Genomic DNA, 26,408 nt, shown 5'->3' with positions numbered 1-26,408 from the left:
GCCCCTCCGCGATGCGCAAAGCGCAGCGCAAAACCTCTGCTCGGTCACTCGTCGGGGGCGCCGGGCAAGGGTGCAGTTCAGGCGTTGCCGCCCAGCAGGGCAGCGTTGCCCCCCGCTGCCGTCGTGTCGACGCAGACATGACGCTCTGCCAGCACGCGGGCGCGATCCGGTGCGCCGGGGATCAACGGCACGATGGGGCCGTCACGCTTGGCGAGGGTTTGCTCGATCTCGCGTCCCGTGGCGTCATCGCCCCACCACACCACACCGGAGATACCGCCGATATGTTGCAGGCGGGGCAGGTCCACGAGGCCGCTTGCCTTGATCGCGGTCCCGCCCAGATTCGCGACCAGTCTGGCCTGTTCCGCCACCGCGTCCTGGCCCGGGCCCATGCACAACAGTGGCGGGCGCGCCGATACCGTCAGCCGGTTGGATTCACCGGTGGGGCCGGGCAGGGAGGTGGTCTCCGGCTGCTGGGCTTGGCCACTCTCACCGGGGATCTCGGCCATGGTTTGCTCCCAGCTCTGATCGCTCTGGCGGCGATCCGCTGCGCAGAAGCGCGCCAGGTAGTGGGGACCACCCGCCTTGGGGCCGGTGCCGGAAAGCCCCTCGCCGCCAAAGGGCTGACTGCCAACGATGGCGCCGATCTGGTTGCGGTTCACATAGATGTTGCCCGCGTGGATACGGTCGCACACATGCTGCACCCGGTCGTCGATGCGCGTCTGCAACCCGAAGGTCAGCCCGTAGCCGGTGGCGTTGATGGCGTCGATCACATCGTCCAGCTGGCGCGACTTGAAGGTCGCCACATGCAACACCGGGCCAAAGATCTCTTCCTGCAGGTCGCTGATGCCGTCGATCTGGATCAGCGTCGGGCCGACGAAGGTGCCGCCCTGCGGCGCCTGCATCTCCTTCAGCACCCGACCTTCGCTGCGGGCCTGGTCGATATGGGCCAGGATCTTGGCGCGCGAGCCTTCGTCAATCACCGGGCCGCTGTCGATCGACAGATCCCAGGGATCGCCCAGATCCAGCACCTCCATGGCACCTTTGAGCATGGTCAGCACGTCCTCGGCCACATCCTCTTGCAGGTAGAGGCAGCGCAGGGCAGAGCAGCGCTGGCCTGCGGACTGAAACGCGCTTTCGATCACCGCCTGCACGGCCTGTTCGGGCAGCGCAGTCGAGTCCACGATCATCGCGTTCAAGCCTCCGGTCTCTGCGATCAGTGGCGTGCCGGGGGCGCAATGTTCGGCCATGGCGGCGCGGATGCGCAGGGCGGTGGCGGTGGAGCCGGTGAAGGCGACGCCACCCACACGCGCATCGCCGGTAATGGCGGCGCCGACCTTGGAGCCGCGACCGGGCAGGAATTGCAGCACCTCGCGCGGCACCCCGGCCTCATGCATCAATTCAACCGCGCGGAAGGCCACCAGCGGGGTCTGATCGGCGGGTTTGGCCAGTACCGCGTTGCCGGTCGCCAGCGCAGCCGAGACCTGCCCGGTGAAGATCGCCAACGGGAAGTTCCACGGCGAAATGCAGGTGAAGATCCCGGCCGGGGCCGCATCGGGAATGCGGGCGGCGTAGTAGCGCAGGAAGTCCACCGCCTCGCGCAGCTCTGCCACCGCGTCCATCTGCGTCTTGCCCGCCTCGCGCGCCAGCAGGGCGAACAGCTCGCCATAGTTGGCCTCATAGAGGTCAGCGGCCTTGTTGAGCGCGGCGGCGCGCACCTCTGCCGGGGCGTCCCAGGTGGAGGCGGAGGCCAGGGCCAGTTCCACATCCTCGGCGCTGGATTGCGCAACGGAGCCGATCTCGCTCAGATCGCTGGGATTGGTGACGGCCACACGGGTTTCCGGCATCGCCTCGCCCGCGATCAGCGGCACCGCGTCCCATGTCGCGCTGCGGAAGGGCGCGCGCGCCACGTCAATGGCCGCAAGGGTTGGCGCGTGGCGCAGGTCGAAGCCCTTGGAATTTATACGCTCCGGCTGGAACAGGTTCGGGCCGGTGGGGATGTCGGTGCTCAGGTCGTCGATTTGCAGGAAAGGATCCGCTGCAACCTCGCTGGGCGGCACGTCTTCGTCGACGATCTGGTTCACGAAGGAGGAGTTGGCGCCGTTTTCCAGCAGACGCCGCACCAGATAGGCCAGCAGATCGCGGTGCGCCCCAACCGGCGCATAGATGCGGCAGCGGGTGTTGTTCTTGTCCATCACCATCTGGTGCAGGGTCTCGCCCATGCCGTGCAGGCGCTGGAACTCGTAGGCCTGACCGTCCTCGGCCATGTGCAGAATGGCGCTGACGGTGTGGGCGTTGTGGGTGGCAAACTGCGGATAGATCCGGTCCGTGCGCGACAGGAGTTTGCGCGCGTTGGCGATGTAGGACACATCCGTGAGCGCCTTGGAGGTGAAGACCGGGAAACCATCCATGCCCTCGACCTGCGCGCGCTTGATCTCGGTGTCCCAATAGGCGCCCTTCACCAGTCGCACCATGAAGCGGCGGTCGTATTTCTCCGCCATCTCGTAGAGCGCGTCGATCGCCAGCCCGGTGCGCGGACCATAGGCCTGCACCACCACGCCAAAGCCGTCCCAACCATGAAGCGCGGGATCGGAGATCACCTCCTCGATCACCTCGAGCGAGATCGACAGGCGGTCGGCCTCTTCGGCGTCGATGTTGAGGCCCATTTTTGCGGCCTTGGCCAGCAATGCCAGGGCCTTGAGGCGTGGCACCAGCTGTTGCTTGACCGAGGCCTCCTTGGCAATCTCGTAGCGCGGGTGCAGCGCCGAAAGTTTCACCGAGATGCCGGGGTTTTCGCGGATGTCGCTGCTGGTGCAGGCGCTGGCAATGGCCGAGATGGCGCGGGAATAGGCAAGGTGATAGCGCGAGGCATCCGCCTCGGTGCGCGCGGCCTCTCCCAGCATGTCATAGGAATAGGTGTAGCCCTTGGCTTCCATGTTGGAGGCGCGTTTCATGGCGCTCTCGATGGTTTCGCCCAGCACGAACTGGCGGCCCATTTCCCGCATCGCGCGGCCGACGGCGGTGCGGATCACCGGTTCACCCAGACGTTTGATGGCACCGCGCAGGGCACCAACGGGGCTTTTTTCCTCATCCAGTACCTTGCCGGTTAGCATCAAGGCCCAGGTGGAGGCATTGACTAGCGAAGAGGTCGATTTGCCCATGTGCTTGCCCCAGTCGGAGGGCGCGATCTTGTCTTCGATAAGGGCGTCGATGGTGTCCGCATCCGGAACCCGCAGCAACGCCTCGGCCAGACACATCAGCGCAATGCCTTCGTCGGTCGACAGGCCGTATTCGGCCAGGAAGACCTCCATCAGCCCGGGCGAGGAATGGCCCCGGATGTCCGTCACCAATTGGGTGGCGGAGGCGCAGATCGCCGAGCGATCCGCCTCCGAAAGCGCGGCCTGCGCCACCAGCGCATCGCGCATCTGAGCCTGATCCGCATAGGTGCCGGCATCGATCCGGTCGCGCAAAAGAGTGTCACGTGTCATGTCTGATCCCCCTCGTCAGAGATTTTGACCCTTGTATCGCGTTCTTACTGGTCATTTGTCCCGATTGTCGCGATAGTACAGGACAAATGCGCTTATTTGCGGAGGGTTTTTGATGCAATCGCGCTTCCCCGGTCTGGATCGCTTCGACCAGGCGATTCTGCGTGAGCTGAGCCACAATGGCCGCAGTTCCGTGTCCGATCTTGCCCGGGCCATCGGCCTGTCCAAGTCGCCCACCCAGGCGCGGCTGAAACGGCTGGAGGCAGAAGGCATCATCCAGGGCTATCGCGCGATGATCGATCCGATCCGTCTCGGGCTCGACCACGTCGCCTTTGTCGAGGTGAAACTGACCGACACGCGAGAGGCGGCGCTGGCGTCCTTCAACGCCGCGGTGGTGCAGGTGGCAGAGATCGAAGAAGTGCATATGCTGGCCTCGCATTTTGACTATCTGCTGAAAGTCCGCTGCCGTTCGATGTCGGATTTCCGCGCGGTGCTGGGCGAAAAGATCTCCTCCTTGCCGCATGTTTCCTCCACCTCGACCTATATGTCGATGCAGGCGGTGAAGGACGACGCGGGCCTCGGGCCGATGTAGCACGCGCAAATGTGAACTTGTCCGCGGCGGAATATGTGCCACCATTATAGACATGTTTTTGCGTTTCGTGTTCTCCGCTGCTGTTGGCCTTGCCGTTCCTTTTGGTGTGGCCGCGCAGGGCTGTCCTGAGGCGCCGGATCATCGGGCTGCGATTTCGGCGTTGCTGGCGGATGTGCAGGCGGCCGAGAGTGAAGGCGAGGCGCAACGGATCGGCAATCAGCTGTGGGAATACTGGGCGGATGCGCCGGACGCCCGCGCGCAAGAGATCCTGGATCGCGGCATGACCCGGCGCTCCGCCTATGACTTTCTCGGGGCATTGTCGGATTTCGATCGCTTGATCGCATACTGTCCGGATTATGCCGAGGGCTACAATCAACGCGCCTTTGTGCATTATCTGCGCCGCGATTTTGCCGCCGCCCTGAAGGATCTGAACCGTGCCCTGGCGTTGTCGCCACAGCATGTTGCGGCGCTGAGCGGTCGGGCGCTGTCGCTTCTAGGGTTGTCCCGTGTCGACGAGGCCAGAGTTGCGCTGCAAAAGGCGCTGGACCTCAACCCATGGCTTCCCGAACGGCATCTTCTGGGTCCGGGTGGCCCGCTGGAGGACGATGCGGTCGAGCTCTAGCGCCGGGACTGGACTGCGACTGGATCGCAAACCCCTGAAATTCCGATTGAACCCGCCCGCACGCAACGGTAGAGCTTGACGCCAAAGGTCCAGCCGCGCGGGCGTGGTGGAATGGTAGACACAGGGGACTTAAAATCCCCAGGCTTTAGCCGTGCGGGTTCGAGTCCCGCCGCCCGTACCAACCTGAAGGTAAAAGATTTTTTCCACTTAAAGATCTGCCTTGAAAAACGGTCGTTACTCGTCTGTTACTCGTGTTGTTACTCGTGTTGTTGCTCGTTCTGTTCTCACCCCCTTTTGGAGCGTACCTGAATCACGTTGTTTGCGGCTCCAGACCGGTCACGGGTGTAGATTGCGGTGGTGGTGCCTTGAGTGTGCTGGGCCGCGTGCTGCAGAGTCGTGGGGTCCACCAGAGACTTCGCTTCGGTGATGCCGCCAGACCGGGTGTCACGGATCTGCAGATCATCAGGGAAGGGATCTTGGTCAGCTTCGACACGTGCCTTGTTTACCGCGCGCAGGGCCTCCTTGAATCCGCGGGACAGGACGCCATTCTTGGGTGGCTTTCCGTTTGGCATGGTGATTACCGGGCCGGTACGCTGATCCTGCGGGATCAAAAGCAGGCGCTCCCGGATCTCGGGGGTGTGCTTCAGACTGAAGGTGTAAGGTTCGGTCAAGCTCTTGCGGGTCTTGCTGATCACCTTGGTGAACGACGTGACGTCCTGATCGAACATATCCCACGTCACGCCGTCGACCCAAATCTGCCCGCCGTCGCGAATGCCGCCCTGCCTGTTGTCGGCCTTGACCCATTGCCCGTGCACGTCGACACCGCGCAGGATGAACTCGAACCGCATCAATATGGCAAGCGCGAGGTGAGGGCGGCCCATGCGGTCGGCCTCGGCCACAATGGCCTCGATCTGCTCGCGGGTGGCGTAACGTGATCGGCGGGCGGGGTTCTGGATGCGCACCTCCTCGCGGATCGCTTTCACCTTGGCGCAGTGATCTACACCGATCTTGATCCCGTGGGAGACGATCAAGCGCCAGTGAGTGAACCATTTCTTGACGTAGTGGGTGGAGCGCCCCTTGTCATGCATGGCTTTCTTCCACCGCATGATCCGCTCATAGTCAGTCTCCTCGATCAGCACATTGCCAATTGCCTGCTCGATATATCCCAGCATCTGCCGATACTTGTCCTGTGTTTGGGGCAATACGTCATGGAAGGAACTGAACTCGTCTGACAGGTAACGGCCAATCAGCCACCCCCATGTGCCTGCCTTGCGGCCTTTAGCTTCGCCGTCAAACCATTCAAGCATCTCGCGAGTGAGGGCGCGGCAGTGAGCGGCGCGCTCCAGGTCAAGCCCGTCGCCTTTTGATCCGCCGAGTTTATATGTTTTGATGTTGTATCCAGCTTCGAGATACTTCTTGCTGGGACGCCATAGGTAGCTGTCCCGGTCTTTCAGGTACTTCAGGAACGGGGCATAATCCGGTTCGCTGTCGTCCCAGAGCGAGTTTCTAAAACGCATCGTGGTTCTCCGTGTGGTTGGTTTCCGTCAACCGCCCGGAGCGCGCTTTCGCAGATCTAGCGTTGCGTTCTCGCGCCCATTCCTCAACGGCCTCGCGATGGCGCATGCCTATTGCGGGGTCAATCTTGGGAAAGCCGTACTGACGCTCGAGTGTTTCACTGTTCGAGCGCAGCCACTTGACATCATGGCCCAGCATTTCGGCTATGTCCGCTTCCTTTACGAATAGCTGCTGAAAGGGCATAAGATTTCTCTTTTTTCAGTGTCTTGCATTGGGCGGCGATCTTCGCGCCGCTTTATGCGGCAACAGCGCGGCGCATGTCCGCCTCGTCGCCCCATTGGCGGGCGGCGGCGTTCATCATGCCCTCGAAGGATCGACTGCGCAGGCGAGTGCGTTCCGGTCCCGGCGGCATTCGGTGCACGCGGTTCCAGCGCTTCCAATCGGCGGAGAGCCGTTCGGGCTCCGGCAGGCGATTTGTCTCGCGCAGCGGTGACAGCCCGTCCAGATACCAGCCCGTTGCCTTGTAGGCCGGGTCACCAAACTGGAACGGTTGCACGATGCTGGGCGCGGGCAGATCCTCCGGCATACGGTCGCGGGCGAGGTCATTCATTTCCGGGTTTTCAATGGCCCGGCAGGGGATGGGCGCTTGCCAGCAAGCGGTGAAGATGCTGACGCCCAGTTCAAACTCGGCTTTGAGATCCGCCCAGCTCCGCCCCTTCGGCAATTTCTTGGGGTGGGTCCATTTGCCTGGCCCGGACATCCAGCGGCGACCAGAGCGGCACAGACGCGTGCAGGGCGGGTGCATCACAGCCAGCAAATCCCAGCCTTCATTAAGGATGCCGTCACGAACGTCGCAAATAATGTGCCGGTTGGTCTTATCCTCTGCCGGAGCAAGGTCGCAGGACCAGACGTCATGGCCGAGGGCCAGCAAAGCGCGACGCATGATGCCGCTGGTTTCGCAGGCGACCAGTGCTTTAGCCATTGAGGCCACCTCGCGCCAAAGTCGGTGCGGGCGATTGGCCGTTGCAGGGGCAATCCGGACGGCCATCGCTTGCGCGGCGTGGTGCGCGCGCTGAGGCGGTCTTGATCCAGCTACTCAGGGCGCTTTGGCGGGATGTGCCGGCGCATTGAATGCCCATTAGATCGACCAGCCAGAGGGCCTCGTCGTGGACCCATGCATCTGACATGGGCGCAGTGATGCGCCCGCCGAGGCCCGCGAATTGTTCGGACCTCTGATGCATCGGGGTCGCCTTGAGCGTCTCCGTCGCGGCATAGAGCGCGAGGGTGTTGCTCGCGGTGGATGATGCGCGGGCGGTGGGCAACTTGGAGGATTGATCCGCCCGCGCCAGATCCGCACCGCGGGAGCGGTGCGAAACCTCGGGACAGTCGACGGCGCGCAATCCTCCAACGCGCCGCGTGTGTTCTTTGGTCTCAGAGGGGCGGGGCCCTCGGGATGCGTCCGCCATGGATGCGGAAGCGTGAGAGATAGGGGGTGTCATTGCGGGTGCGCCTCGCCTTACGCCGCATGGGGGCCGTGTGGGGTGATCTGGCGATCCGCCATGACGCGGCGTACCTTCTGGCCGACGCGGTCTAGGACCTGCTCGGTCGGTTCAGGCGTCGGGGCCGGGCGTTCGATCAGATGCGCAGCCCGAAGGCGCGCCGGGTCAAAGCCCTGGCCGCGTGCGGCTTTCAGAGTTGCCCAGGCTGTTGTGAAAAGGTGCGGGCTGTCGAGGTGATCCTCGGGCGAGCCTGCGATCTGCTGCGCGTTCCGCAGCACGGTTTCCAGTCTGTCGTGCATTCAATCCTCCATCGGTTGATGGAAAATTGATAGCGGGGTATAATTACCCCGTCAACTCAAAAGGGGTATAATTACCCCAATATTTATGTAGGCCTCAAAGTTAGATTCTCTGAGCAAGCTCTGCTGGCCAGTGTAGGCGCACCCTTGCAGCCCACTTCAACCGTACGTTCCACATGTTCTGAGCGCCTGGGTTGAGAGAGATCAAGTGAAAGCTGCCTGGCTCATCACCTGGTTTGATCTGCTTTACCCAGCCCATTCCGTCCTCATCTTCGCAAACGCATCTGTGGCCGATATCATCCGAAACAACCGCGTTGTGGCCGTTGCGGGTGTAAAACAGCAGATCCCCTGCTGAATAGACAGGTTCCATACTGTCGCCCTCGATCTCAACAGCGACTACACCATGTGGTGACAGCCCTTGTGGGCAAAGGACTTGTGGACCAGCGCCTTTTTCATAAGCGTCGAAGACAGGAACTCGTGCACCGGCTCCAACTTTACCAGCAATTGCGATGGTAGGTGCCTCTGAGTAGGTTAGTTGTCCGTCCAAGAAGCCTTCTAGCGTGGTGCCAAATGACGCTGCAATTTTCACCGCATCGTCTACGTTCGTTGACTTGCTCTTGCCCTGTGCCAGGTTTTTGAGCTGCTCATAGGAAACGCCAGCATCACTCGCAACTTTGCGCATAGACTTGCCGGAGGTCTCGATTGCCGCAAGGAATGCGTCTCTAAATGATTGTTGCATGTGGGGTAAATTACCCCACTGGTTTGAAATAAGCATGGCGTAAATACACCCTTGACTGTTGGGGTAAATAAACCCCAATTAGGGGCCATGGAACACTTTCTCGCAGAACTCTCCGCCTACGCTGATGCTGTTGGTCGCACCCCGCAACATGTGTTGCGGCAAGCGATTGGCGCGAGCTGGGGGCAGTGGGCGTCCTGGAACGATGGTAAGTCGAGCCCGACGCTGCACACAGTGGACAAGATCCGAAAGCATATGTTGGAGAACCCTCCTCCCGAGAGTGAGGGGGATATCGCCGCATGAGCCGCCCGCGTCTAACCCTGATCGTGAACAATGATCTGCCATGCGACCAGCCTGGCATGTCAGCTGACCAAGCGTCTTGGTCAAATCAGTTGGACCCTCATGCGCTGAAGGTCAGTGCGCCTGACCTTTGGTCGGCCTATTTCCACGCGCGGTTTCACAGCCCGCGCGAGGTGGCGCTGTTCTGCGACGTGTCGTTTCAGACCGCACTCAACTGGTGGGGCGCTGTTACCGCGCCTGCCAGCCATACCGCCCTGCTGATGATCCTGACCGATCCCGGCGCGGCGGCGTTCTTTCAGGATCAATTGGCGAGGGCCGCATGATGGTACGGAATTCCTCACCCCGGATCGAGCGGATCGCCTATCAGATCTGGTGGCTGATCCAGGACAGTGCCGGCGAATGCACCCTGCAAGATATGGCAGAGTTTACCGGCGCTTCGATGCGCACCTGCACCCAGATCTGCCGCTATCGCGGCTGGGCCGGGGCCTATCGCAAGATGGTGCAAAGACCCGCGGCAGATAGCGGCCCGCGGATGATTGAGGCGCTGGATGGTGAGCTGTCGTCTATGTTCGGGGAGGCCGCGTAATGTTGAATGTAGCAGGTTTGCAGCCGGTCTCGACCGATGATCTGCCGGAATATCCGCTGGGCATCGAGGATCGGCTCGACAGTCATTACTTCATGGCCTGGGAACGGCGGCGCTGGCTCAATTCTGACATGCGGCTCAAGGGCACGCCAGAGTGCCGGGCGCTCTTTTTTGATCTGATCAATATCTCTTACGATCAGACGCCGGTGGGCACGGTGCCGCAGGATCTGGAAATACTGGCAAAGCTCTTGCTGGTGGATCCTGGGCATTTTCGCGCGTTGTGTAAGCTGGACTATGGCCCGCTGCACAAATGGACGCCCTGTATCTGCGAAGGCGGCGAGGTGCGGTTGATGCACCCGATGGTGTTGCGCACCCTCACCGAGGCGCTATCGCGCAAGGAGGACAATCGCGCCAAGCACGAGGCGGCCAATGCGGCCAAGCGCTTGCAGCGGCTGCGCTCCACCGTGGCAGGCTATCACGCGGAGCTCGCGAAGAATGACGCCGCCATCCGCTGGATGGATGAGTGGCTTGTCCAGGAGGGCTGCGAATACCGCAACGCCACCTGGATCGAGCGCGCCATGCAGTCCTGGTCGACACATATGTTTGACCTCGGGCAGGCGCGCTCCGGAACCCACCGAACATTGTCCTGACACTGTCCAAGACTGTCCGGCGGACAGTTCAAGACAGTCTCGGACAGTCTCAGACTGTCCTGCACGACAGGGATAGAGACAGAGACATAACAAAACAGAAGGACAGTTGCCGGACGCATTGACGTCGGCGGCTGTGGATAACTCGGATTTGCTGAGAAAAGAGGTGCAGAGATGGATGCAAAGGAACAGGCCGCCGGTGAGGCGCGGGTGCAGGAATTGTTGATCACGCCGCTGGAGGCGCTGGGGCTGGCGCGGCCCTCGACGCTGACCAAGGCGCAGTTTGCGGTGATGCTGGGCGAGCTGCGCCAGAAACTGGCGTATATGACACCGGCGAGCCTCGCGGTGCTGCGGGATTGGGTGGAGGCGCACCCGGGCGGCAAGGACAAGGATCGGTTCCCGATTGGGCTGAAGATCCTGAACAAGGCACGCGAGATCCAGCCGCCGGAGAGCGGGCCATCGCCGCTGATGCTCAAAGTCTTCGGGCATGCGCTGGGGCAGGAGGCGCTGGCCGGAGGCTGGGCGCCGGAGTTGCTGCGCTATCTGCGTGGGGCGCGGGAATGGCCGGGTCGCTACACCATCACCCAGATCCGCAATGAGGCGGATGAGGCGGTGCGGCGGATGGCGGACATCGAAATGCGGGCAGGGCGTGGCGATCACCTGTCGGCCGAGGATACGCGCTTTCGGGCGCGGCGGTCTGAAGCGCTGCAGAAATGTCGGGAGATCGCAGACCAGGCGCAGCGGGGTGCAGCAGCATGAGCGAGCATGTTGTGATCGTGGCACCCGATGGCGTGGCGGATCTGACCCCGGTGGCAAAGTTCATGGCGGCGCGCCAACGGCGATTGCAGGCGGAGGAGGAACGCATCCAGGCGGTGAAAGAGCAGGGCTATGTGCCAGAGGTCTGCGGCGATGCGATCCCCGAGGCACCGGCCCGGGGAGCGATCCGCGTGTTCCAACCGATGAGCCTGTTTCCCGACGGTGAAAACGACTGGAAGGCCCGCCCCTCAGGCTACCGTGGCCGGTCGGCCATGCAGTGCGCGGATGTGTTCGATGTGATGGCGGCCAAGGCGGCCAGCAACGGCAAGCCCGCGCCCTTCACCCGCGCGCAGGTTGCGGCGGGGCGGTATTATCGGGATCTGGTCGAGCGCCACGCCTGCGCCGGTGTCCGCTGCTCCTCTGTTGAGGCCATCCGCAGCGGCGGTGGGGGTGGCAGTGGCAGCTTCATCGATGCGGTGCTGCGAGATCGCGAAGAAATCGAGCGCATCCAAAGGCGCATCGGCACGGGTACTGCCATGGCCGTGCGCAAGATCCGCCCGTCCAAGCGGGGTTCGCGGGTGAACATCACGGATCGGCGGCTGGTGGATATGGTGTGCCTGGAGGACAAGCCGATGAGCGCGGTCCTGCGGGCGCATGGGTGGAGTGTCCGGGGGCAGACGTCAGGTGCGTTGCGGCAGGCTTTGGCTGAGGCGTTGGGGCGGATGGTTTGGTGAGGGCTGAAATCAGCCCAAGCAAGACATTCGTTCTGCTCCTGCATCCGGTGGCCCTGCCTACTGGAGGGCGGGAAGCAGAAGTTCGCTGCGCGATGCGCCAAAGTCGGCTTTGAGGACACCGAGCCGATATGAATGAGTTCTATGCCTTGCCTCATTTGGAACAATTGTCGTCGGGCTTTGCCCTGTCTCGTATGGCGACAAATTGAGGTTCGCGTTATGGTGCGGCAATGAACTCAAATTTCTACCTTCACCGAACCCTTTTCTCTGACGACAAAACCTATAGCGAAGCTGCTCTTTTGGCCGCATCGCGCTTCATTGTAGTCTTGGCGGAACCTGGAGCAGGCAAAACCCGCCTGATGGAGAGTTTGGCGCAGCAATTGGGTGCTTCACTTGTTACGGCAAGCCGATTTGCCCATACAGGCGCTCAGGCTAACGGTACTCCACTACTTCTTGATGCATATGATGAATTGGCCAAAATCGACGCCAGTGGTATCTACAAGATGCTTGCGGCAGCCCATGCTGCCAGCCCCACAAATTTGGTGATTTCAAGTAGATCAAGCGAATGGGACAACGCTGCAAACAGTACCTTCAACGCGTTCTTTGGTGCTTCGCCACTTGTTGCGAGACTGTCCGAATTCGCACAAGACGAACAGCAGAAAATCTTTGAGCATCACAGCCCAAAAGAAGACTTTTCCGCCTTCCAAGCTGAAGTGGCACGCTTTGATTTGGAAACATTGTTGCCCAACCCGCAATTCCTGACTTTGTTTGCAGACGCGTATTTAGAGAGCGGTCGCAAATTCACGGATAAGAAGTCTATCTTTTCTCTAGCTTTAGAGCGGCTTGCCAAAGAAGCAAATGCGAGCGTGAAAAACACCGTTGGGTCATTGTCCGCTGCGCGGAAAGTAGATGCCGCCTCTGAAGTCTTCGCGAAACTGCTGCTTTCGGGCGCTGAAGGCGTAGCCACAAGTGAAGCCAGTGAAGACGCCCTGTATCCACTTCTAGGGTCGCTTGTAGAAGATGCCAGCTCAATCAATTCAATTCTTTCGACACGTATGTTCAAGCCAGGTGATACGGTTGACACCCACCGACCCGTTCACAAAATAATCGCAGAATACGCTGCAGCGAGCTATTTCACGAAGAGAATTGCTGACCCGGCCGATGCGCTCACGCTCGACAGATGCCTGCCGGTCATCGCACCAAATTCAACGACGCGTGATGAACTGCGAGGCTTGCTTGGCTGGATGGCCTCGCTAGGCAACAAACCCATCCAAGATGCCGCGATTGAACTCGATCCATACGCAGTTCTGGCCAACGGTGATCCGTCTCAATTGGACGCCACATCGAAACGCTTGCTTATCAAACGCCTCAAAGACATTGAAGAAAAGGACCCTTACTTTCGCAGAGGCGACTTTTGGCGAAGATTCAGCGTTGCTGGTTTCTTCACGCCCGAAGTCGTCGGCGAGATCAAGCCCTTGCTTTCGCGAGGGGCCGAAGGACATTTGAGAGATTTGATACTTGAATTGCTAGATGGCTCACCCGCCATACAGCACTTGAGTGATGAACTGCGAGCACTTCTTCTTGCTCCGCAAGAAAGTGAGAACACCCGCCTTTTGGCGCTTAACTGTCTACTGGGCCAAGGGGAAAGTTACGATCACCTGGGAGACATCGCTGTTCTGGTATTTGAAGCAAGCCAAACTTCTTTGAAGCTTGTTGCCAAAGCAATTGAGAAACGGGGCTCCAAGACCTTTGGCGATCAGCGCCTCTTGGGCTACTTTCGGGTTTGCGCCCACCTTTACCCCGGCCACAAGGAACGTTTCGAGCGCACCATCGGTGCGCGCCATTTTGTAAAGCGTCTTGTCAGCCAACTCGACCTTTCAACCGTAGAGCACCTGATAAATGGCCTAACAGGCGGCTTGACCTGCAATTGTGGTAAAAAGAACTATGAATGCGATTGCCGAAACGGAACAAGCAAGATCGTCGGAGCGCTTCTTGACCGTTACTTCGAGTTGTCATCGCCTCCCCACGATCCAGTGCAAGTGTGGAAGTGGGTGCAAAATCTGAACTATCACCAAAACAAAAGTGCAGATCAGAGCAAAGCAGTCGAGGTGCTTCAGTCTGAAAGGGATTTGCGCCAAGGCATCATCAAACATGTGTTTGGAAAGTTGACCGACAGAGATGAGATTTTTGAGACCAAGGTTCACCGTTTCGACTGGCAATCCCACTCAGGTCTTGGCTTTCGCCAAGACGACTACGAATTCATCGTTGACCATGCCTACGACAACGAAAATCCCGCATTATGGGCAGCCTTCATGGCTCGACACCAGTTTCATCGCGACAAAGCCAAGAGAGGCCCCGACGTGCTTCGGCGTCACATGCGAGAACAAGCACTGAATAAACCTGCATTTATGCGCGAATGGGTAAAATCCAACCGGGATGCCGCGAGGTTTGAGAGAGAAAACCGTATCCCAAGTTTCCGCCATTCACGGCGTATGAAGCGACGCCGCAATCGTGAAAACGAAATGCATGCTGCGAACATCAAATATGTCCACGAGAACCGAGCTCTTGTCGAAGGTGGCCGTCATTGGAGTTGTCTCGTGCGGTTTGCAGAATTGGTGCTCATGCAGCCAGACATGATCGAAGAAGAGTTCGGCGATGAAGTTATTGTGCGAAATGGCCTGAGGAATTGCTTGGACTTCATCTCGCCACACGTTCCGGATTTGGCAAAACTGGCTGAACTCCAATGTGCGTCCCAATACCAACACTCCGAGAGCATACTTTACGCTGCTTGCCTGGAGCTGCTTCGAAGAGATAGCAATTTGAACAGTGTCCCAATCCATTTGCTTTGGGCGCTGAGAACCAACTTGGATATGCACTACGATTCCGTCCAAGATAGCGAGCGAGAAGCGCTTGAAGTTGAGGTCAATCGTTTAGCTTTGGCTACCATTGAGGCGGTCGAACAGTTTTGCCGACAATACATTGAACCGCAGCTTCGCGATCCACAGTGCAACCACCCTCAGGTGCACTGGCTTCGCCATGATCCAGTTTTTCAACCCTTGGCCCCATCTCTGGCATATGAGTGGTTGCGCGATTTCGAACTGATGCCCGTCTCAGCGCTGGATATCCTTTTTGAGATTGTCACTCAGTACGGTGATCAGGAACAACTTAAGGAGCTAATAGCTTTCCGAAGTAGCCAAGTACTATTGTTCTGGTCGCCAGAGCTATCGCCGGAAGGTCTAGAAGAGAGGCGAAAGTTCTGGTTCATGCGAGCAATTTACTTCTTGGAGGGTTCTGCCAACCCATACTGGGATTGGCTCAAATCCGACAAAGAAAATGTGTTTCTGTTTAATGAACGTTCAGGGCGAATGAACCGCAGTGACTACCCAGCATGGCCCCGTCTGACATCGGACAAAGTGGAGGCTATTTTGGAGGCGTTCTTTCAGCATTGGCCGAAAGTACCTCTGCCTAGTTCCTGGGGAACCGGAAGCCCGAAAGGCGAGACAGCTTACCGTTTTTTGACCGACGTTATCTGGTCCATCAATGCCGATGATCCCGACAAGGCCATCCCTGCGCTAAAGCGGCTGCTCAACAATGCACACTACGTAGACCTGCACAAGGACATGAAGAGCATGCTGGCTGGATTGGAGCGCAAGAAAGCCCTCTTGGACTTTAAGCCACCAAGCACCGGTGAAATTGTCGCAATGCTTGACCGCGGGGAAGTCGTAACAGTCGAAGGCCTACGTCAACTTGTTTTGCTGGAGCTGTCAAAACTTCAGAAAGCAATCGATGGGGGCGAGTTCAATACGGCGGAGCGGTTCTACGCCGGAGACAAACGACTGGACGAAGAACCTTGTACAAGGATCATTGCCGAACGCTTAAACCTAATTCTTGTGCCTCAAAACATCACCGTTACACCTGAGCATCATCTAAAGCATGATAAACGCTGTGACTTTACGACAGCCAAAGTACTGGATGGAAAGCGACGCATGATCGTGACCGAGGTAAAAGGCCAATGGCATCCTAAACTCTATGAAGCCGCATCCGATCAGTTGAACAATCTGTACGCTATTCACCCCGATGCCGAGCAACAGGGCATCTACTTGGTGATTTGGTTCGGTGAGAATGAAAAGGTGGCAGCAGTGAAGAAACATGGACTTTCCAGCTCAAAAGCACTCAAAGAAAAATTGGAACACGATCTTCCTGACGATCTGCGCGGCTTGATTGATGTATTTGTGCTTGATGTCTCTAAGCAGACTTAGCTAGCCCAGTCCTCGCAATGTAGAACGCAGACATTCATGACCACTTGCGCCAAAGTCCGCTTAGGGCCGAGAGCTTCAGTTTGCGTTCAACCCGTGTGCGCGGGCGCCGAGTTTTTCCTTCCACGCAACTTCTCTTGCGATGATGTCGGCGGCTGACATCTCGGGGGAGGCTACTTCGAGGATAGAAACTTGGTAGTCGCGTAGATCGCGGTCAAGCCTCATCAACTCTCGGTTCCCACCATGGCCGTTCGCAGCATACTGACGCCAGCGCCCAAGGAACCCGTCGGCGCCATATGCCGATCCAACGTATTGTTGGCCACGCTCTGTCACCAAGAGGTAGACGCCGCGGACGTTCTCAAGCGCCGCACGCCAGCTTTCAGGCAATCCTGACAATGAACTAATGCGCTCACGAAACCCGCCGAAACCAGGAAAAGGTGTTTCTCGGGCATCGAGGCGCAGCTCCAAGATCTGTTTATGTCTTCGATCTGCCCACTGCGACCATGACCGCGTTCCCGGACCCCAATCAATTAGTATCCGTTCTACGTAGGTGCTGCATGCCGCACACCAAGAAAGGTCAAATAGGTCCAGTGGGTCCAAGCTCGCACGTTCCTGGGCAACTATCTCTTCGTCGCGGACAAGAGGCAATTCCTCTCGATCCCATGGACGCCCGTTTCCAACTTCCGTTGTCCCGACAAATAGTGCCGTTGCTGTTCCGGCAATCGTGGGTCCGGCAATGAAATGACATGCGTGAGAAGGCGCCCCGTTATAGGGCGAGTTTGCTCGTGTCTGAAAAGACGCGAAGCAGAGGAAAGCATCTTGCCCGCGCCTCCAAGCCAAGCCGCCCCGGGCATCGTGGCGCAGGAGCCGCGTTCTCCGAGGATCGTATCCGCATCGTTCAAGAAATTCGTGAAACTGGAACACTGGATACCTTTCCTTCGTACCTCGAGAGCAATGCTGCGCAGGCCACCTTTCGCTGCCTACTTCTCTCAATCCCGAAGGTAACGTCTCACTTGAAGCAATGTCCACATAGGGAAAGCTGCAGTGCGGCACTCCAAAGGTCGACGAATGTCCGGAGTGGGCCGTCCGTGAAGACGACCCATGCCTTTAGATTTCTATAGCTTCGGCGATGGCCAGCGCATCTTCAAGCTCGACGCCAAGGTATCTGACGGTGCTGTCCATCTTGGTATGGCCCAACAACAGCTGGACCGCCCGCAGGTTGCCCGTCTTCTTGTAGATTTGCGTCACCTTTGTTCGTCTCATCGAGTGCGTGCCGTAGGCGCTGGCCTCCAGACCGATGGATGTCACCCACTCACGGACAATACGCGCGTACTGGCGGGTCGATATGTGAAGCCGTTCGTGAAAACGCCCGGGCCAAAGATACTCAGAGCCGACCATGAGCGGCTCGCGCATCCACCTTACGAGCGATGCGCGTGTGCCCTCTGAGATTTCGAAGCGGACCGGTTTTTGCGTCTTGCTCTGGAGAACCGACGCGCGTTCCTTAATTTGGCCTGACGCCATGACATCGACCACTTTCATCCTCACCAGATCGCAGCCGCGCAGCTTGCTGTCGATGGCAAGATTGAAGAGGGCCAGATCACGATGGTTCTCGGCCAGCTCCAGGCGCACCCTGATCGCCCAGACGTGTTTGGGCTTGAGTGGCCTCTTCTGGCCAACGATCCGGCCTTTGTTCCAGGCAGGGCGCAGTGCGCGAATGGCGGGTAAGTTTGGTGTTTGCATGATGGACGCTCCGCTCCACCACGCCCTCCTTCATCGACAACCCGACGTTGACAAGACATCATATCACATGATGCCGCGCTGCATCCGGGGTCGGCTTCGAGCCCAAAGTAACCGATACTGCGGATCGTTCGTATGACAGCTTGACAGCAATAGATGCGAATTTGTGATATTCACATGGTGCCGCACTCAATACACTAAAAATAACTGATTCAGATTATGGCAATGAGGGAATGAGTTTTGATGACAGAAAACAGCAACCAAGATGAAAGTGTTAAGCCCTGGGTCGTCGCAGAAGCTGAGGGTCCGATTACGTTAAACACTGCTTTTGTGATAGACCAATTGGACCGAATGGCGGGAGATGCAAAAGTTACAGAAGGGGTTGATGATACCGGAAATCCTCGCACCTATGTGGTAGGTCGATGGAACGGCGTCACTGCGGAGAATACAAGTATTAAGGCTCAGAAGAACTACTTTAATTTTGTATTGATTTCAGAAAATACGGCCAGTGCTATTTCTGGAGCTACTTTGTGGGATTATTCAGACGAGAGTAAGCCAAGTTTTGCAGGTTCCTCAGATTCGCAGGGCAAGTTGTCCGTGTTCAATGCATCAGGATCAAACAAGTTTCGCATACTTGCGCGCGGCTTTGCTGTCCGAGACATACTGCTGTCCGAGGGTGAGGGCGAACTACGCATCGAAGAAAATGATCCTGCTTGCTTTGGCGGTATATCTGGTGGCGGAATGTCGTCGATTTGGACCAACGAATCTTCGGGTTATACTGTCCAGTTCACTGCATTTGGGTTGATGCGCTCCGCAGAAAGTTTGACTGCCCTAAAGACTGCTCCGACCCAGCAATACTCACTATCGAAGGGCTACTGGCTCCCAAGAGACGCTACACCGGCCTTGGACGATGATGGATTTCAAGGTTTAAACACTCGTCCAAACCAGTTTCGCGCAAACGGAGGTCGTTGGGACCAGCCACTTGAGCCGTACAATGGATTTCGCTTCCCAGAACCTACAAGAATGTTTGGGCGGACTTTGCGAGGCGAAGACGAGTTTGTTCTCGTAGGCTAATGACCCGTTGTAGCCAATCTGCCGCTTGTGACTGAAGCAGCAATTGGAGCAGTCGCAGCGAAAATTCACTAAGCCCGGCATCCCGTCTGTTCGATGAAGGTTGGTGGCTGCACTTGCAGCGAAGGTCTGATCCATCCGTTGCTTGTGCAGCATGGGACCGCCGTCCAGCTGGCAGTTCCCAAGATTTTGCAAAGAGCGCCATCTGCGCTCAGCTGCCATTGGTGCGGAACGCAGCATCAGCCGGGGCCGCTACCACCTCCTGGACGGCTGCTTTCGGGAATCAGCTCCGGAGTTTCGGGCCTGCAGCGGTTTGCTCGCTGCGCCTAGCATGAATGTCGCCAAAGGGCTGCCTGCGGCCCCGCGTCAGCGACGGTAGCAGTCCAGGCGGGCGATCAACCCGCTGCGCCGCCGCAAGTCCGGTTTGAGCTCACTTTGACGGATGTTACATCCGCAGAAATGGTGATAATCAGGCGTATGGTTGCCGTAATTCACACCCAGACAAGCCTTCTCGATGATCTTATCTCGCTCGGCGTTCACCCCGGAGACGGGCTTTTTGTACATGGCTCGATGAGTGCCGTAGGCGCTACCGCGGGCGGTGCTCGAACAATTGTGGAAAGCCTTCTGAAGGCTGTGGGTGGAACAGGTCTTGTAGGAATGCCCGGTTTCTCTTCCGATGCCTACTTTCCTGCTGGAGTTGATCCATCCCGCTTAACCCAAGACCAGATTGCCGAAATCGAAGACGCGGTTCCCGGTTTCGATGTAGCGAAATCCCCAACGTCTGGCATGGGTGTCATAGCGGAGACTTTCAGAACTTGGCCAGGAACCCAACGCAGCGACCACCCGGCTGTATCGATCTGCCTTAATGGCAAGAATGCAAACGGCTTTCTCAAAGAACACAGCCTCGCGTGGGCAACGGGAGAGAAAACGCCCCTTGGGAAGCTCTGTGATCGACATGCCATGAAGATCTTGTTGATCGGGGTCGGCTGGAACCGATGCTCAGCCCTTCACACAGCCGAGACCTATGCACAACACAAGCGGACCAAAACGCGACGCTTCAAGAACGGTGGCCCAGACGGATCATGGATCGAAACACCCGACGTAGCAGATGATATGAACCGCCTGTTTCCGGCAGTTGGCGAGGCGTTCGAAAAGACCGGCGCTATTTCTTTCGGAAAATTCGGAGGTGCCGATTGCAAGGTATGCGATTTTCGATCTCTAGTTGATTTCGCCTCCGCGTGGATCGACTGCGCCAACAAACGAAGCGGTGATCTCAGCTAAAGGAAATGTGCTATCCAACGGCAGCTAGGTCGCGCTCCCTTCCGTTCGACAGTGGTTTGTGGCTGCATCTGCAGCGAAGGTCTGCTCCCTCCATCGCTCGTGCAACATTGGACCGTTGCCCAGGTGGCAGATCCTGAGACTTTGCAAATGTCGCTAACTGCGCATTGCTGACCTTGGTGCATGGCGCGGCAAGAGCTACCGAGCAGGCAGGGCGGTGAATGTCGGCTTTTCACAGTACGAACCAATGAACGCGCACCTGCAGCGAATGACCGAAATCGAATTGAGTTTCTCCAGCGATCTGGGTAGCGTTCAAGTGTGGCCTTGCTCGGGCCTCCCCCCTCCACTGGGGCAGCATTTGACATGCGGAGCGACACGATTTCGGACCTATCCTGTTCGAGCACGCGCATAAGGAGGGATTGCGGAGACCGCTCGCAAAAGGAGGTTCACGATGAGACTATCATCGCCAATATACACCCTTAAGCGCCACGCCAAACGGCTCGCGCGCGAAAATGGCATCAAGCTCCACGCGGCACTCAACCATATTGCCGTCAACGAGGGCTTCAAGGACTGGAGCCACTTGGCGTCCAGCTACTCCAAAACCACGCCAGCTCACGAAGTCATGAGCCAGCTCAAATCAGGAGAGATGGTGTTGATTGGTGCGCGCCCTGGTCATGGGAAAACACTTCTTGGATTGGAACTGACTGCATTGGCAGAGAGGAATAATCGCACAGGCTATGTGTTTTCATTGGACTACAATGAAGCGGATGTCTGGATGCGGTTTGAGAAGCTTGGTTTCGATCCAAAAGAACATGACCGATCAGTCGTCGTTGATACTTCGGACGATATCTGCGCAGCGCATATCATTGAACGCATCAGTAAGTCGCCGGGTCACGCACTTGTCGTTGTCGATTACCTGCAGCTATTGGATCAGAAGCGCAGTAATCCTCCGCTCGAAGAACAAATCCGGGCGCTCAAGGAATTTGCTATCGAATGCGGAGCGGTTGTGGTTCTGATCTCCCAGATCGACCGCGCTTTTGAGCTATCGTCGAGCAACATGCCAACCCTTGCCGACATCCGTTTGCCAAACCCTGTCGATCTATCGCTTTTCGACAAAAAGTGTTTCCTACATGACGGTCAAATCCAGATAGAGGCGGCGGCATAGCCCAAAGCTGAATTCCTTTGCGGACGTTCGTCGAAGGTCCGCAAAGTCCCGCCTCCTAGCCGTTCCATGGTGGTCGGAGGCTGCACCTGCGGCGAAGGTCTGCTCTTTCCATTGCTCGTGCAGCGTGGGACCGTTGCCCAGGTGACAGATCCTGAGACTTTGCAAATGTCGCTAACTGCGCTTCTGCGACATACGTGCCAAGAGCAGCAACGGTCCTGACCGGCCGAGCTAACCTGAAGGTCCGCTCAAGGGAGATTTGGCGGGTTTCGCCCGCCCAGCTGACCTCGGAATTTGCGTCTGCGCTGCCCGAATATCGGTCAACCGCTTCGCAGTCCAATCGCGAAAATCGTACCGCTCATGCACCCATTGTACCGATCCGCTGACGGTGGACTCTCTAGGGTCGTTTCGGCTCATCGCCAGGCTTCGAAGTAGACGTTCAATCGTGAATAGGTATCTATTGGAAGTCTGCTGACCAGGAAGTGATCCATACACATCGCAACCTTAACACAACGATGCCCAGCAGTTTCAGGGACAGAACTCGGCCAGTTGCCTTGGATCGACCTATACCGCGTGACATCAACACGGAACGTCTCATTGAGCTGCGCCACCTCGGGCCGCGCCTTGATCTGCACCCCGTTGCGCGTCTCGCTCTCATAGGTCTCGCCGGCCTCTTCCAGTTCCAGCTCCAGACGTTCAAACCGCAGCACCGCTTTGCAGAGCTGTTTGAACATCATCACATTGCTGGGCTTGAGCCGATCCACGGTCGGGTGACACAGCGGCAGCGCCAGCCGGTCAAAGGTCCAGCGCAGCTCGCCGGTCAGCCCCTCGGGCCGGATCTCCTCCAGGCGCAGCCGCGCCCGCTCTTCCAGATTGTGAAGCGGTGCGCCCTCTTCCGCGAGGGCCACAACTTTTTCCTCTGCCGGTCTGCGCCCTCGCATCTCCCGATCAACTCCTTGTTCATGTGGCTTTTTCTATTCAATTTCCACTTTGCGCAGACAAAGGCTCCCCCTCCGGTTGCCAGTGCTTCCGGAATTCCTTCGGCCCCTCCCCCCGGGGTTGCCGGGCCGCTGCGTCAGCGGTTGGCGGGGTGATGTAGATCCACCGCCCAGCCATCCGCGCCGCGCTTTTGTTAGAAGGAACTAACGGCCCATTCCGGACTTCCGGAACATCACCAAGTGCTGCGGCGCAGCTTCTCCAGACCGGACCTTCGCAGCGCCTCGAATCGCCTGTCGCGCTCAGGATCGCAATATGTAAACAATGGGAACCGCGTCTTTCAAACAGTCGTCAGCCCGAGCAGCAACAACGCCGCCGCCACGCCACAGGCGATTGTTCGAACCGTGTTCCAGAATGTCCAGCTCGGTAGATAGGTTCCTGTCCAATAAGCGTGGGTCGCCTTTTGAGAAAGATCCATGCGGGCCAGCGCTTCGTTTAAGGGCACGTTGAAAGCGATCGTGACTCCGAAGCAGCCGAGAATGTAAACCAGCCCCGCCGCTGCGATCAGCGTCGCCGCTGGTCCGGTCAACATCAGAACTGCATAGACGATCAGCGCCAGGGAAAGGGCGGCAAGGCCCAGGAAAAGGGTCATGAAGACCCAGCGGAACACCTCTCGGTTGATGGCTTGCATCGCCTCCGCGCCACCATGGCCGCTGGTCACAGAGAGGGCGCGCATGATGAAATCCGAGAAGGCGAGAAAGACGCCGCCTACCAATGCATAGGCGAGGACAGCGAGGTGAGCGAGGTAGAAGAGCGTGAGGGACATGTCGAGTGTTCCTTGTTTGGGGAGGCGGCAGGGCTTCAAGGACCATGCCGCCCCGGCAGATTTATTGAGCGGGCTGCGCTCTGTATGGGCCTTCTGCCGTCTGCCAGAGGCGCCGGCGGAAGGCGGCAAGGCACAGTGCGGCGATGATAAGTTCGAATACGAAAGCGCCGATGACGCTGCCGGACGGCATCCCATCCACCGCAAGCCCAACCAGCCGTCCAGTCGGAAAGGCGATGTAGACCGTCAGCGCCGCCGCCATGGCGATGGGCAGAATCGTGTACCGCCAGATTCCGAGCAGCATCAAAAGGCCGAACGCCGCAAGACCCGCGCCGGGGGCGCGCAATTCGCTCAGCAGGTTGGCATTTTGGCCGAGGTGGATGCCGTACGCGGAGTAGAAGGCGTGTGGTGCGAACAGGATAGAAGCGCCGATGGTGAACGCGGTGAGGCCGGAAAGGCCGAGCGCGATCTTCTCGAACAGGGTGGGTCTCATGTCATCCTCCTTTCATGGAATGGCGTTAGGCGGCGCTTGTCCAGGCCCCGGTTCGGGCAGCGGCCCGGGCGAAGTCTACAAAGTCGCGAGGGGCGCGACCGAGTGCGCGCATCACGCCGTCCGTGGTGTGTGCGTTGCGCCCATCGAGGGTTTCACGTGCGATGGCCGTGAAGACGTCGGCGACGAAGGTGCCGCCAGCATCGGCGATGTTGCCGTGGAAATCCTCGAAGCTGATAGGGATATGCCGGATCTCGTGCCCGGTTGCCCGCGAGAGGTCAGCCGCCATGTCCGCGAAGGTCATCAAACGCGGGCCTGTCACCTCGTAGAGTTCGCCCTTGTGGCCGTCTTCTGTCAGCGCCGCGACCACGACATCGGCAATGTCGTCGATATCGATGATAGGCTCGGCGACATCACCGCCAGGCATCGGCAGGACGCCCGCCAGGACCGGATCAAGCAGGTAACCTTCAGAGAAGTTCTGCGCGAACCAGGCGGCCCGGACGATGGTGAAATCGACACCGGAATTGCGCACCACCTCTTCGCCCAGCCAGGCGTGGTGTTCGCCGCGACCGGACAGCAGCACGAGATGCTCGACATCCACGTCGCGGGCTGTTTCGCACAGCGACTCGAGCTTTTCCACGGCCCCGGGAAAGGCGAGATCGGGGAAGTAGGTGACATAGGCCGCGCGAGCGCCCCGCAGGGCCGGCGCCCAGGTCTCCGGCGCCTCCCAGTCAAAGGGCGTGGCAGAGTTGCGCGAGCCGCGGCGCACGGGAAGGCCCCGCGCCTCGAGGCGGGTGGCGACGCGGTGGCCGGTCTTGCCGGTCGCACCGATGACGAGGATTGGTTGGTCTTGCATCGGGGTATCTCCTTGGCTTCGGCTTCGATAGCCAAGGGATAGGCGCTTTGATGCTGTTCGGTATTGACCCGCGATGCCAGCCTTTTGACCGACCTCGCCAATGCGCCTGTCAGCGGTGGGCCATATCCTTACGGAAAGACGCGGGCGTTGTGCCGACCCAGCGCTTGAACGCCCGGGTAAAGGCGCTCTGCTCGGAAAAACCGGTCAGAAACGCGATTTCGGCCAGTGAGCGGCTCTCGTCCCGCAAAAGTCCCTCGGCGAGGTCGCGGCGGGTTTGCTCGGTGAGCGCCTGAAAGTTCATTCCGTGCTCGGAGAGCCGCCTGTGGAAGGACCTGGCACTGAGGCCGAGGCCACGGGCGATCTCGGCCATCTTCGGCACCCCCTCGCTCAAGGCCTGGGCGATGGAGGCTTTTGCCTGCGTGACAAGCGCGGGCTCTCGAGTGATCTCAGACAATTCTGCATCCAGATGTGGTGTGAGATACTTCGATATTCCTTCATCGCCGAGGATGTTGGGCCGTGCCAACGTCTCGTCAGAATAGAGGATCGCGTCCAGATCTGTGTCGAAACGCACCGGACAGCCAAACCACGCCTCATGAGCCGTGATCGAGCGCGGTGCGGGATGCCGGACCATCACTTCCAAGGGCACAAGAGGCTCGGGGCAGACCTGCCGTGCGATGGCCACGGCGCTGGCCAGCGTAGCCTCGTTCGACAGCCGCATTCCAAGGCGTCGTTCACCCGCCCGGTGCAGGATAAAGAGCTTGCCCCCGGTCATCGGCCGCAGCTCATATTCCGCGACGCTGGTCCATAGGCGCGCATAGCGTTCCACCCGCGCATAGGACGCCCCCAGAGTCGTCGCCGCCTTGAAAGCCAGCCCGAGCGCGCCGTACTCGTCAAGCCGCATTGAGGCGCCCGTGCGCACCGGCAGGTCGGTCACGTCGATCTGCTCGGCGATCCTTTCGAGCAAGTCATAGTAGCGCTCCGCCGGTATCATTTGCTTGGGGTCGGAGGGATCATCGGCGCCGATACCGACGCTGGCCAGCGCCGCCGCATCATCGACCCCACCGCCCGCCGCGGCGACGACCTTGCGCGCGAATAGAGATGTCACATACCCCATATTCTTCACTCTACCGTGGGCATGCCAATGCGCCAAGCTCACAGTGAATCCGGGCATGCGAGGGGCCGTTTTTCTTGAATTTGGGCGATCTTGCATCCTGCTTCTACACTCAGCGAAGGTCGGCGCTTTGCCCCGAGGAGTGTCCTAAGCGATCGGCCCAATGCCGCCGCTGGGTGAGGTGCCCGATGCCGCGCCGCAGCTTCACCAGAGCGGTCATCCATGCGCCGCGCAGCATTTTCGAGAGGCGAGTGACGGCAGTGCGGACGGAGCACCATTTCGCTGCGCTTGCTCCAATGGCTGCTCCTACAAACTGTGAGCTTTCAGAAACGGTGGTTATTGCCTGCGCCAGAAACGTATGGAGTTATTCACTCGAAGCCAATTTGCGCCGACAGGCGAGTTCACGATAGAGCGCCTCGCGCGATACGCCAAGAACGCGCGCCAAGTCTTGTATCTCACCCCTCGGAGGCAATTTATTTCGCAATCCGTGGCATGCGTCCAATCGTTCAGCCACGGTTTTGAGCGACCGAATTTCGGACTGCATTCGAGCGCTTTGCAATTCGCGAGCCAAATGGGCAGCCCATGAGCGCGCAATGTCTGCGGAGCTGTGAAGGCGTTCAAGGAACTGCGACACCGGAAGCGATTTTAGTTGGGTTTTCGTGCTGGCCAGACCGTCGCAATGGTACTGCATTGAATAGGCCGAAGCCTCGGCCAGAACGTTGCCCGGGCTGACACGGTTCAAGATCAACGAAGTGCCGCTCGCTGTATAGCGCACGAGATCGACCCCACCTTCGACGACCAGATACATCGACAGCACGCGATCACCTGTCCGGAAGACGGTCTTCCCGGCCTCAAGCGGCACGATCTGCTCTGTTTCAAAAAGCCGAGATACGACACTAGACATGATAGTGATCATATGGACGGAATTA

26 protein-coding genes and 1 tRNA gene are annotated in these 26,408 nt (G+C 58.8%); 12 read left to right on the top strand and 15 right to left on the bottom strand.

Features of this window, described 5'->3' with window-relative positions:
* Positions 1-77 precede the first annotated feature (77 nt).
* Complete coding sequence (putA, locus tag ACXAF5_RS12500) at positions 78-3,485, bottom strand: bifunctional proline dehydrogenase/L-glutamate gamma-semialdehyde dehydrogenase PutA (RefSeq protein WP_474946831.1); 3,408 nt, start codon at positions 3,483-3,485, stop codon at positions 78-80.
* A 112-nt stretch (positions 3,486-3,597) separates the two neighbouring features.
* Here putA and ACXAF5_RS12495 point away from each other — a divergent pair, with 112 nt between their 5' ends.
* The 3 genes from ACXAF5_RS12495 (at position 3,598) to ACXAF5_RS12485 (ending at position 4,877) form a co-directional block, all read left to right on the top strand.
* Complete coding sequence (locus ACXAF5_RS12495) at positions 3,598-4,074, top strand: Lrp/AsnC family transcriptional regulator (protein WP_239361369.1); 477 nt, start codon at positions 3,598-3,600, stop codon at positions 4,072-4,074.
* 52 nt (positions 4,075-4,126) lie between these two features.
* Entirely contained in the window at positions 4,127-4,696 is a 570-nt protein-coding gene (locus ACXAF5_RS12490) for a tetratricopeptide repeat protein (protein WP_474946830.1), read from the top strand.
* A gap of 97 nt (positions 4,697-4,793) precedes the next feature.
* Positions 4,794-4,877, top strand: a tRNA-Leu gene (locus ACXAF5_RS12485).
* A 103-nt stretch (positions 4,878-4,980) separates the two neighbouring features.
* Here the strand turns inward: ACXAF5_RS12485 and ACXAF5_RS12480 are convergent.
* From ACXAF5_RS12480 to ACXAF5_RS12455, 6 genes are all read right to left on the bottom strand, one after another.
* The gene (locus ACXAF5_RS12480; RefSeq protein WP_474946829.1) at positions 4,981-6,213 is read right to left on the bottom strand and encodes a hypothetical protein; all 1,233 of its coding nucleotides are present in this window, start codon (positions 6,211-6,213) and stop codon (positions 4,981-4,983) included.
* On the bottom strand, positions 6,203-6,454 hold the full coding sequence (locus ACXAF5_RS12475; protein ID WP_474946828.1) for a hypothetical protein: 252 nt from the start codon (positions 6,452-6,454) through the stop codon (positions 6,203-6,205). The genes ACXAF5_RS12480 and ACXAF5_RS12475 overlap by 11 nt, the downstream gene beginning before the upstream one ends.
* Before the next feature lie 52 nt (positions 6,455-6,506).
* The gene (locus ACXAF5_RS12470) at positions 6,507-7,202 is read right to left on the bottom strand and encodes a hypothetical protein (protein ID WP_474946827.1); all 696 of its coding nucleotides are present in this window, start codon (positions 7,200-7,202) and stop codon (positions 6,507-6,509) included.
* The gene (locus tag ACXAF5_RS12465) at positions 7,186-7,611 is read right to left on the bottom strand and encodes a hypothetical protein (protein WP_474946826.1); all 426 of its coding nucleotides are present in this window, start codon (positions 7,609-7,611) and stop codon (positions 7,186-7,188) included. Before ACXAF5_RS12465 ends, ACXAF5_RS12470 begins: the two co-directional genes overlap by 17 nt.
* A gap of 116 nt (positions 7,612-7,727) precedes the next feature.
* Positions 7,728-8,009, bottom strand: coding sequence for a hypothetical protein (locus tag ACXAF5_RS12460; RefSeq protein WP_474946825.1), 282 nt, complete (start codon positions 8,007-8,009; stop codon positions 7,728-7,730).
* A gap of 100 nt (positions 8,010-8,109) precedes the next feature.
* The gene (locus tag ACXAF5_RS12455) at positions 8,110-8,781 is read right to left on the bottom strand and encodes a S24 family peptidase (protein WP_474946824.1); all 672 of its coding nucleotides are present in this window, start codon (positions 8,779-8,781) and stop codon (positions 8,110-8,112) included.
* Between the two features lie 260 nt (positions 8,782-9,041).
* Here ACXAF5_RS12455 and ACXAF5_RS12450 point away from each other — a divergent pair, with 260 nt between their 5' ends.
* The 6 genes from ACXAF5_RS12450 to ACXAF5_RS12425 all read left to right on the top strand — a co-directional run bounded on the left by ACXAF5_RS12450 (position 9,042) and on the right by ACXAF5_RS12425 (position 16,018).
* Positions 9,042-9,365 carry a hypothetical protein gene (locus tag ACXAF5_RS12450; protein ID WP_474946823.1) on the top strand — a complete coding sequence of 108 codons (324 nt, stop codon included), beginning with the start codon at positions 9,042-9,044 and terminating at the stop codon, positions 9,363-9,365.
* The gene (locus tag ACXAF5_RS12445) at positions 9,362-9,628 is read left to right on the top strand and encodes a hypothetical protein (RefSeq protein ID WP_474946822.1); all 267 of its coding nucleotides are present in this window, start codon (positions 9,362-9,364) and stop codon (positions 9,626-9,628) included. Before ACXAF5_RS12450 ends, ACXAF5_RS12445 begins: the two co-directional genes overlap by 4 nt.
* Positions 9,628-10,275, top strand: coding sequence for a hypothetical protein (locus ACXAF5_RS12440; protein WP_474946821.1), 648 nt, complete (start codon positions 9,628-9,630; stop codon positions 10,273-10,275). The genes ACXAF5_RS12445 and ACXAF5_RS12440 overlap by 1 nt, the downstream gene beginning before the upstream one ends.
* 171 nt (positions 10,276-10,446) lie before the next feature.
* The gene (locus tag ACXAF5_RS12435) at positions 10,447-11,031 is read left to right on the top strand and encodes a hypothetical protein (protein ID WP_474946820.1); all 585 of its coding nucleotides are present in this window, start codon (positions 10,447-10,449) and stop codon (positions 11,029-11,031) included.
* On the top strand, positions 11,028-11,762 hold the full coding sequence (locus ACXAF5_RS12430; RefSeq protein WP_474946819.1) for a hypothetical protein: 735 nt from the start codon (positions 11,028-11,030) through the stop codon (positions 11,760-11,762). The genes ACXAF5_RS12435 and ACXAF5_RS12430 overlap by 4 nt, the downstream gene beginning before the upstream one ends.
* A 227-nt stretch (positions 11,763-11,989) precedes the next feature.
* Positions 11,990-16,018 carry an NACHT domain-containing protein gene (locus tag ACXAF5_RS12425; protein WP_474946818.1) on the top strand — a complete coding sequence of 1,343 codons (4,029 nt, stop codon included), beginning with the start codon at positions 11,990-11,992 and terminating at the stop codon, positions 16,016-16,018.
* 75 nt (positions 16,019-16,093) lie between these two features.
* Here the strand turns inward: ACXAF5_RS12425 and ACXAF5_RS12420 are convergent, their stop codons facing one another.
* Positions 16,094-16,483 carry a GIY-YIG nuclease family protein gene (locus tag ACXAF5_RS12420; protein WP_474946817.1) on the bottom strand — a complete coding sequence of 130 codons (390 nt, stop codon included), beginning with the start codon at positions 16,481-16,483 and terminating at the stop codon, positions 16,094-16,096.
* Between the two features lie 639 nt (positions 16,484-17,122).
* Positions 17,123-17,755, bottom strand: coding sequence for a tyrosine-type recombinase/integrase (locus ACXAF5_RS12415; RefSeq protein WP_474946816.1), 633 nt, complete (start codon positions 17,753-17,755; stop codon positions 17,123-17,125).
* Positions 17,756-17,995: 240 nt separating this feature from the next.
* On the opposite strand from ACXAF5_RS12415, the gene ACXAF5_RS12410 reads away from it, so the two are divergent.
* From ACXAF5_RS12410 to ACXAF5_RS12400, 3 genes are all read left to right on the top strand, one after another.
* Entirely contained in the window at positions 17,996-18,826 is an 831-nt protein-coding gene (locus ACXAF5_RS12410) for a hypothetical protein (RefSeq protein WP_474946815.1), read from the top strand.
* Positions 18,827-19,258: 432 nt separating this feature from the next.
* Positions 19,259-20,104, top strand: coding sequence for an AAC(3) family N-acetyltransferase (locus ACXAF5_RS12405; RefSeq protein ID WP_474946814.1), 846 nt, complete (start codon positions 19,259-19,261; stop codon positions 20,102-20,104).
* Positions 20,105-20,552: 448 nt separating this feature from the next.
* Positions 20,553-21,266 (top strand): DNA helicase, encoded by a 714-nt coding sequence (locus ACXAF5_RS12400; protein WP_474946215.1) that lies wholly within the window; start codon positions 20,553-20,555, stop codon positions 21,264-21,266.
* 410 nt (positions 21,267-21,676) lie between these two features.
* Here ACXAF5_RS12400 and ACXAF5_RS12395 read toward each other — a convergent pair whose 3' ends face one another.
* The 6 genes from ACXAF5_RS12395 to ACXAF5_RS12370 all read right to left on the bottom strand — a co-directional run bounded on the left by ACXAF5_RS12395 (position 21,677) and on the right by ACXAF5_RS12370 (position 26,383).
* The gene (locus tag ACXAF5_RS12395; RefSeq protein WP_474946813.1) at positions 21,677-22,204 is read right to left on the bottom strand and encodes a P27 family phage terminase small subunit; all 528 of its coding nucleotides are present in this window, start codon (positions 22,202-22,204) and stop codon (positions 21,677-21,679) included.
* A gap of 335 nt (positions 22,205-22,539) precedes the next feature.
* Positions 22,540-23,025 (bottom strand): anthrone oxygenase family protein, encoded by a 486-nt coding sequence (locus tag ACXAF5_RS12390; RefSeq protein ID WP_474946812.1) that lies wholly within the window; start codon positions 23,023-23,025, stop codon positions 22,540-22,542.
* Between the two features lie 61 nt (positions 23,026-23,086).
* A complete protein-coding gene (locus tag ACXAF5_RS12385) occupies positions 23,087-23,515 on the bottom strand; it encodes a DUF4345 domain-containing protein (protein ID WP_474946811.1) in 429 nt (142 codons plus the stop codon).
* A gap of 25 nt (positions 23,516-23,540) precedes the next feature.
* On the bottom strand, positions 23,541-24,368 hold the full coding sequence (locus ACXAF5_RS12380; RefSeq protein ID WP_474946810.1) for an NAD(P)H-binding protein: 828 nt from the start codon (positions 24,366-24,368) through the stop codon (positions 23,541-23,543).
* 109 nt (positions 24,369-24,477) lie between these two features.
* Positions 24,478-25,482, bottom strand: coding sequence for an AraC family transcriptional regulator (locus ACXAF5_RS12375; RefSeq protein WP_474947828.1), 1,005 nt, complete (start codon positions 25,480-25,482; stop codon positions 24,478-24,480).
* 361 nt (positions 25,483-25,843) lie between these two features.
* Positions 25,844-26,383, bottom strand: coding sequence for a Crp/Fnr family transcriptional regulator (locus ACXAF5_RS12370; RefSeq protein ID WP_474946809.1), 540 nt, complete (start codon positions 26,381-26,383; stop codon positions 25,844-25,846).
* Between the last annotated feature and the right edge of the window lie 25 nt (positions 26,384-26,408).

Source organism: Epibacterium sp. ABV4_022, from assembly GCF_056159345.1.
Note: the sequence above shows the minus strand (reverse complement) of the source record. Positions and strands in the feature narration are given on the sequence as shown.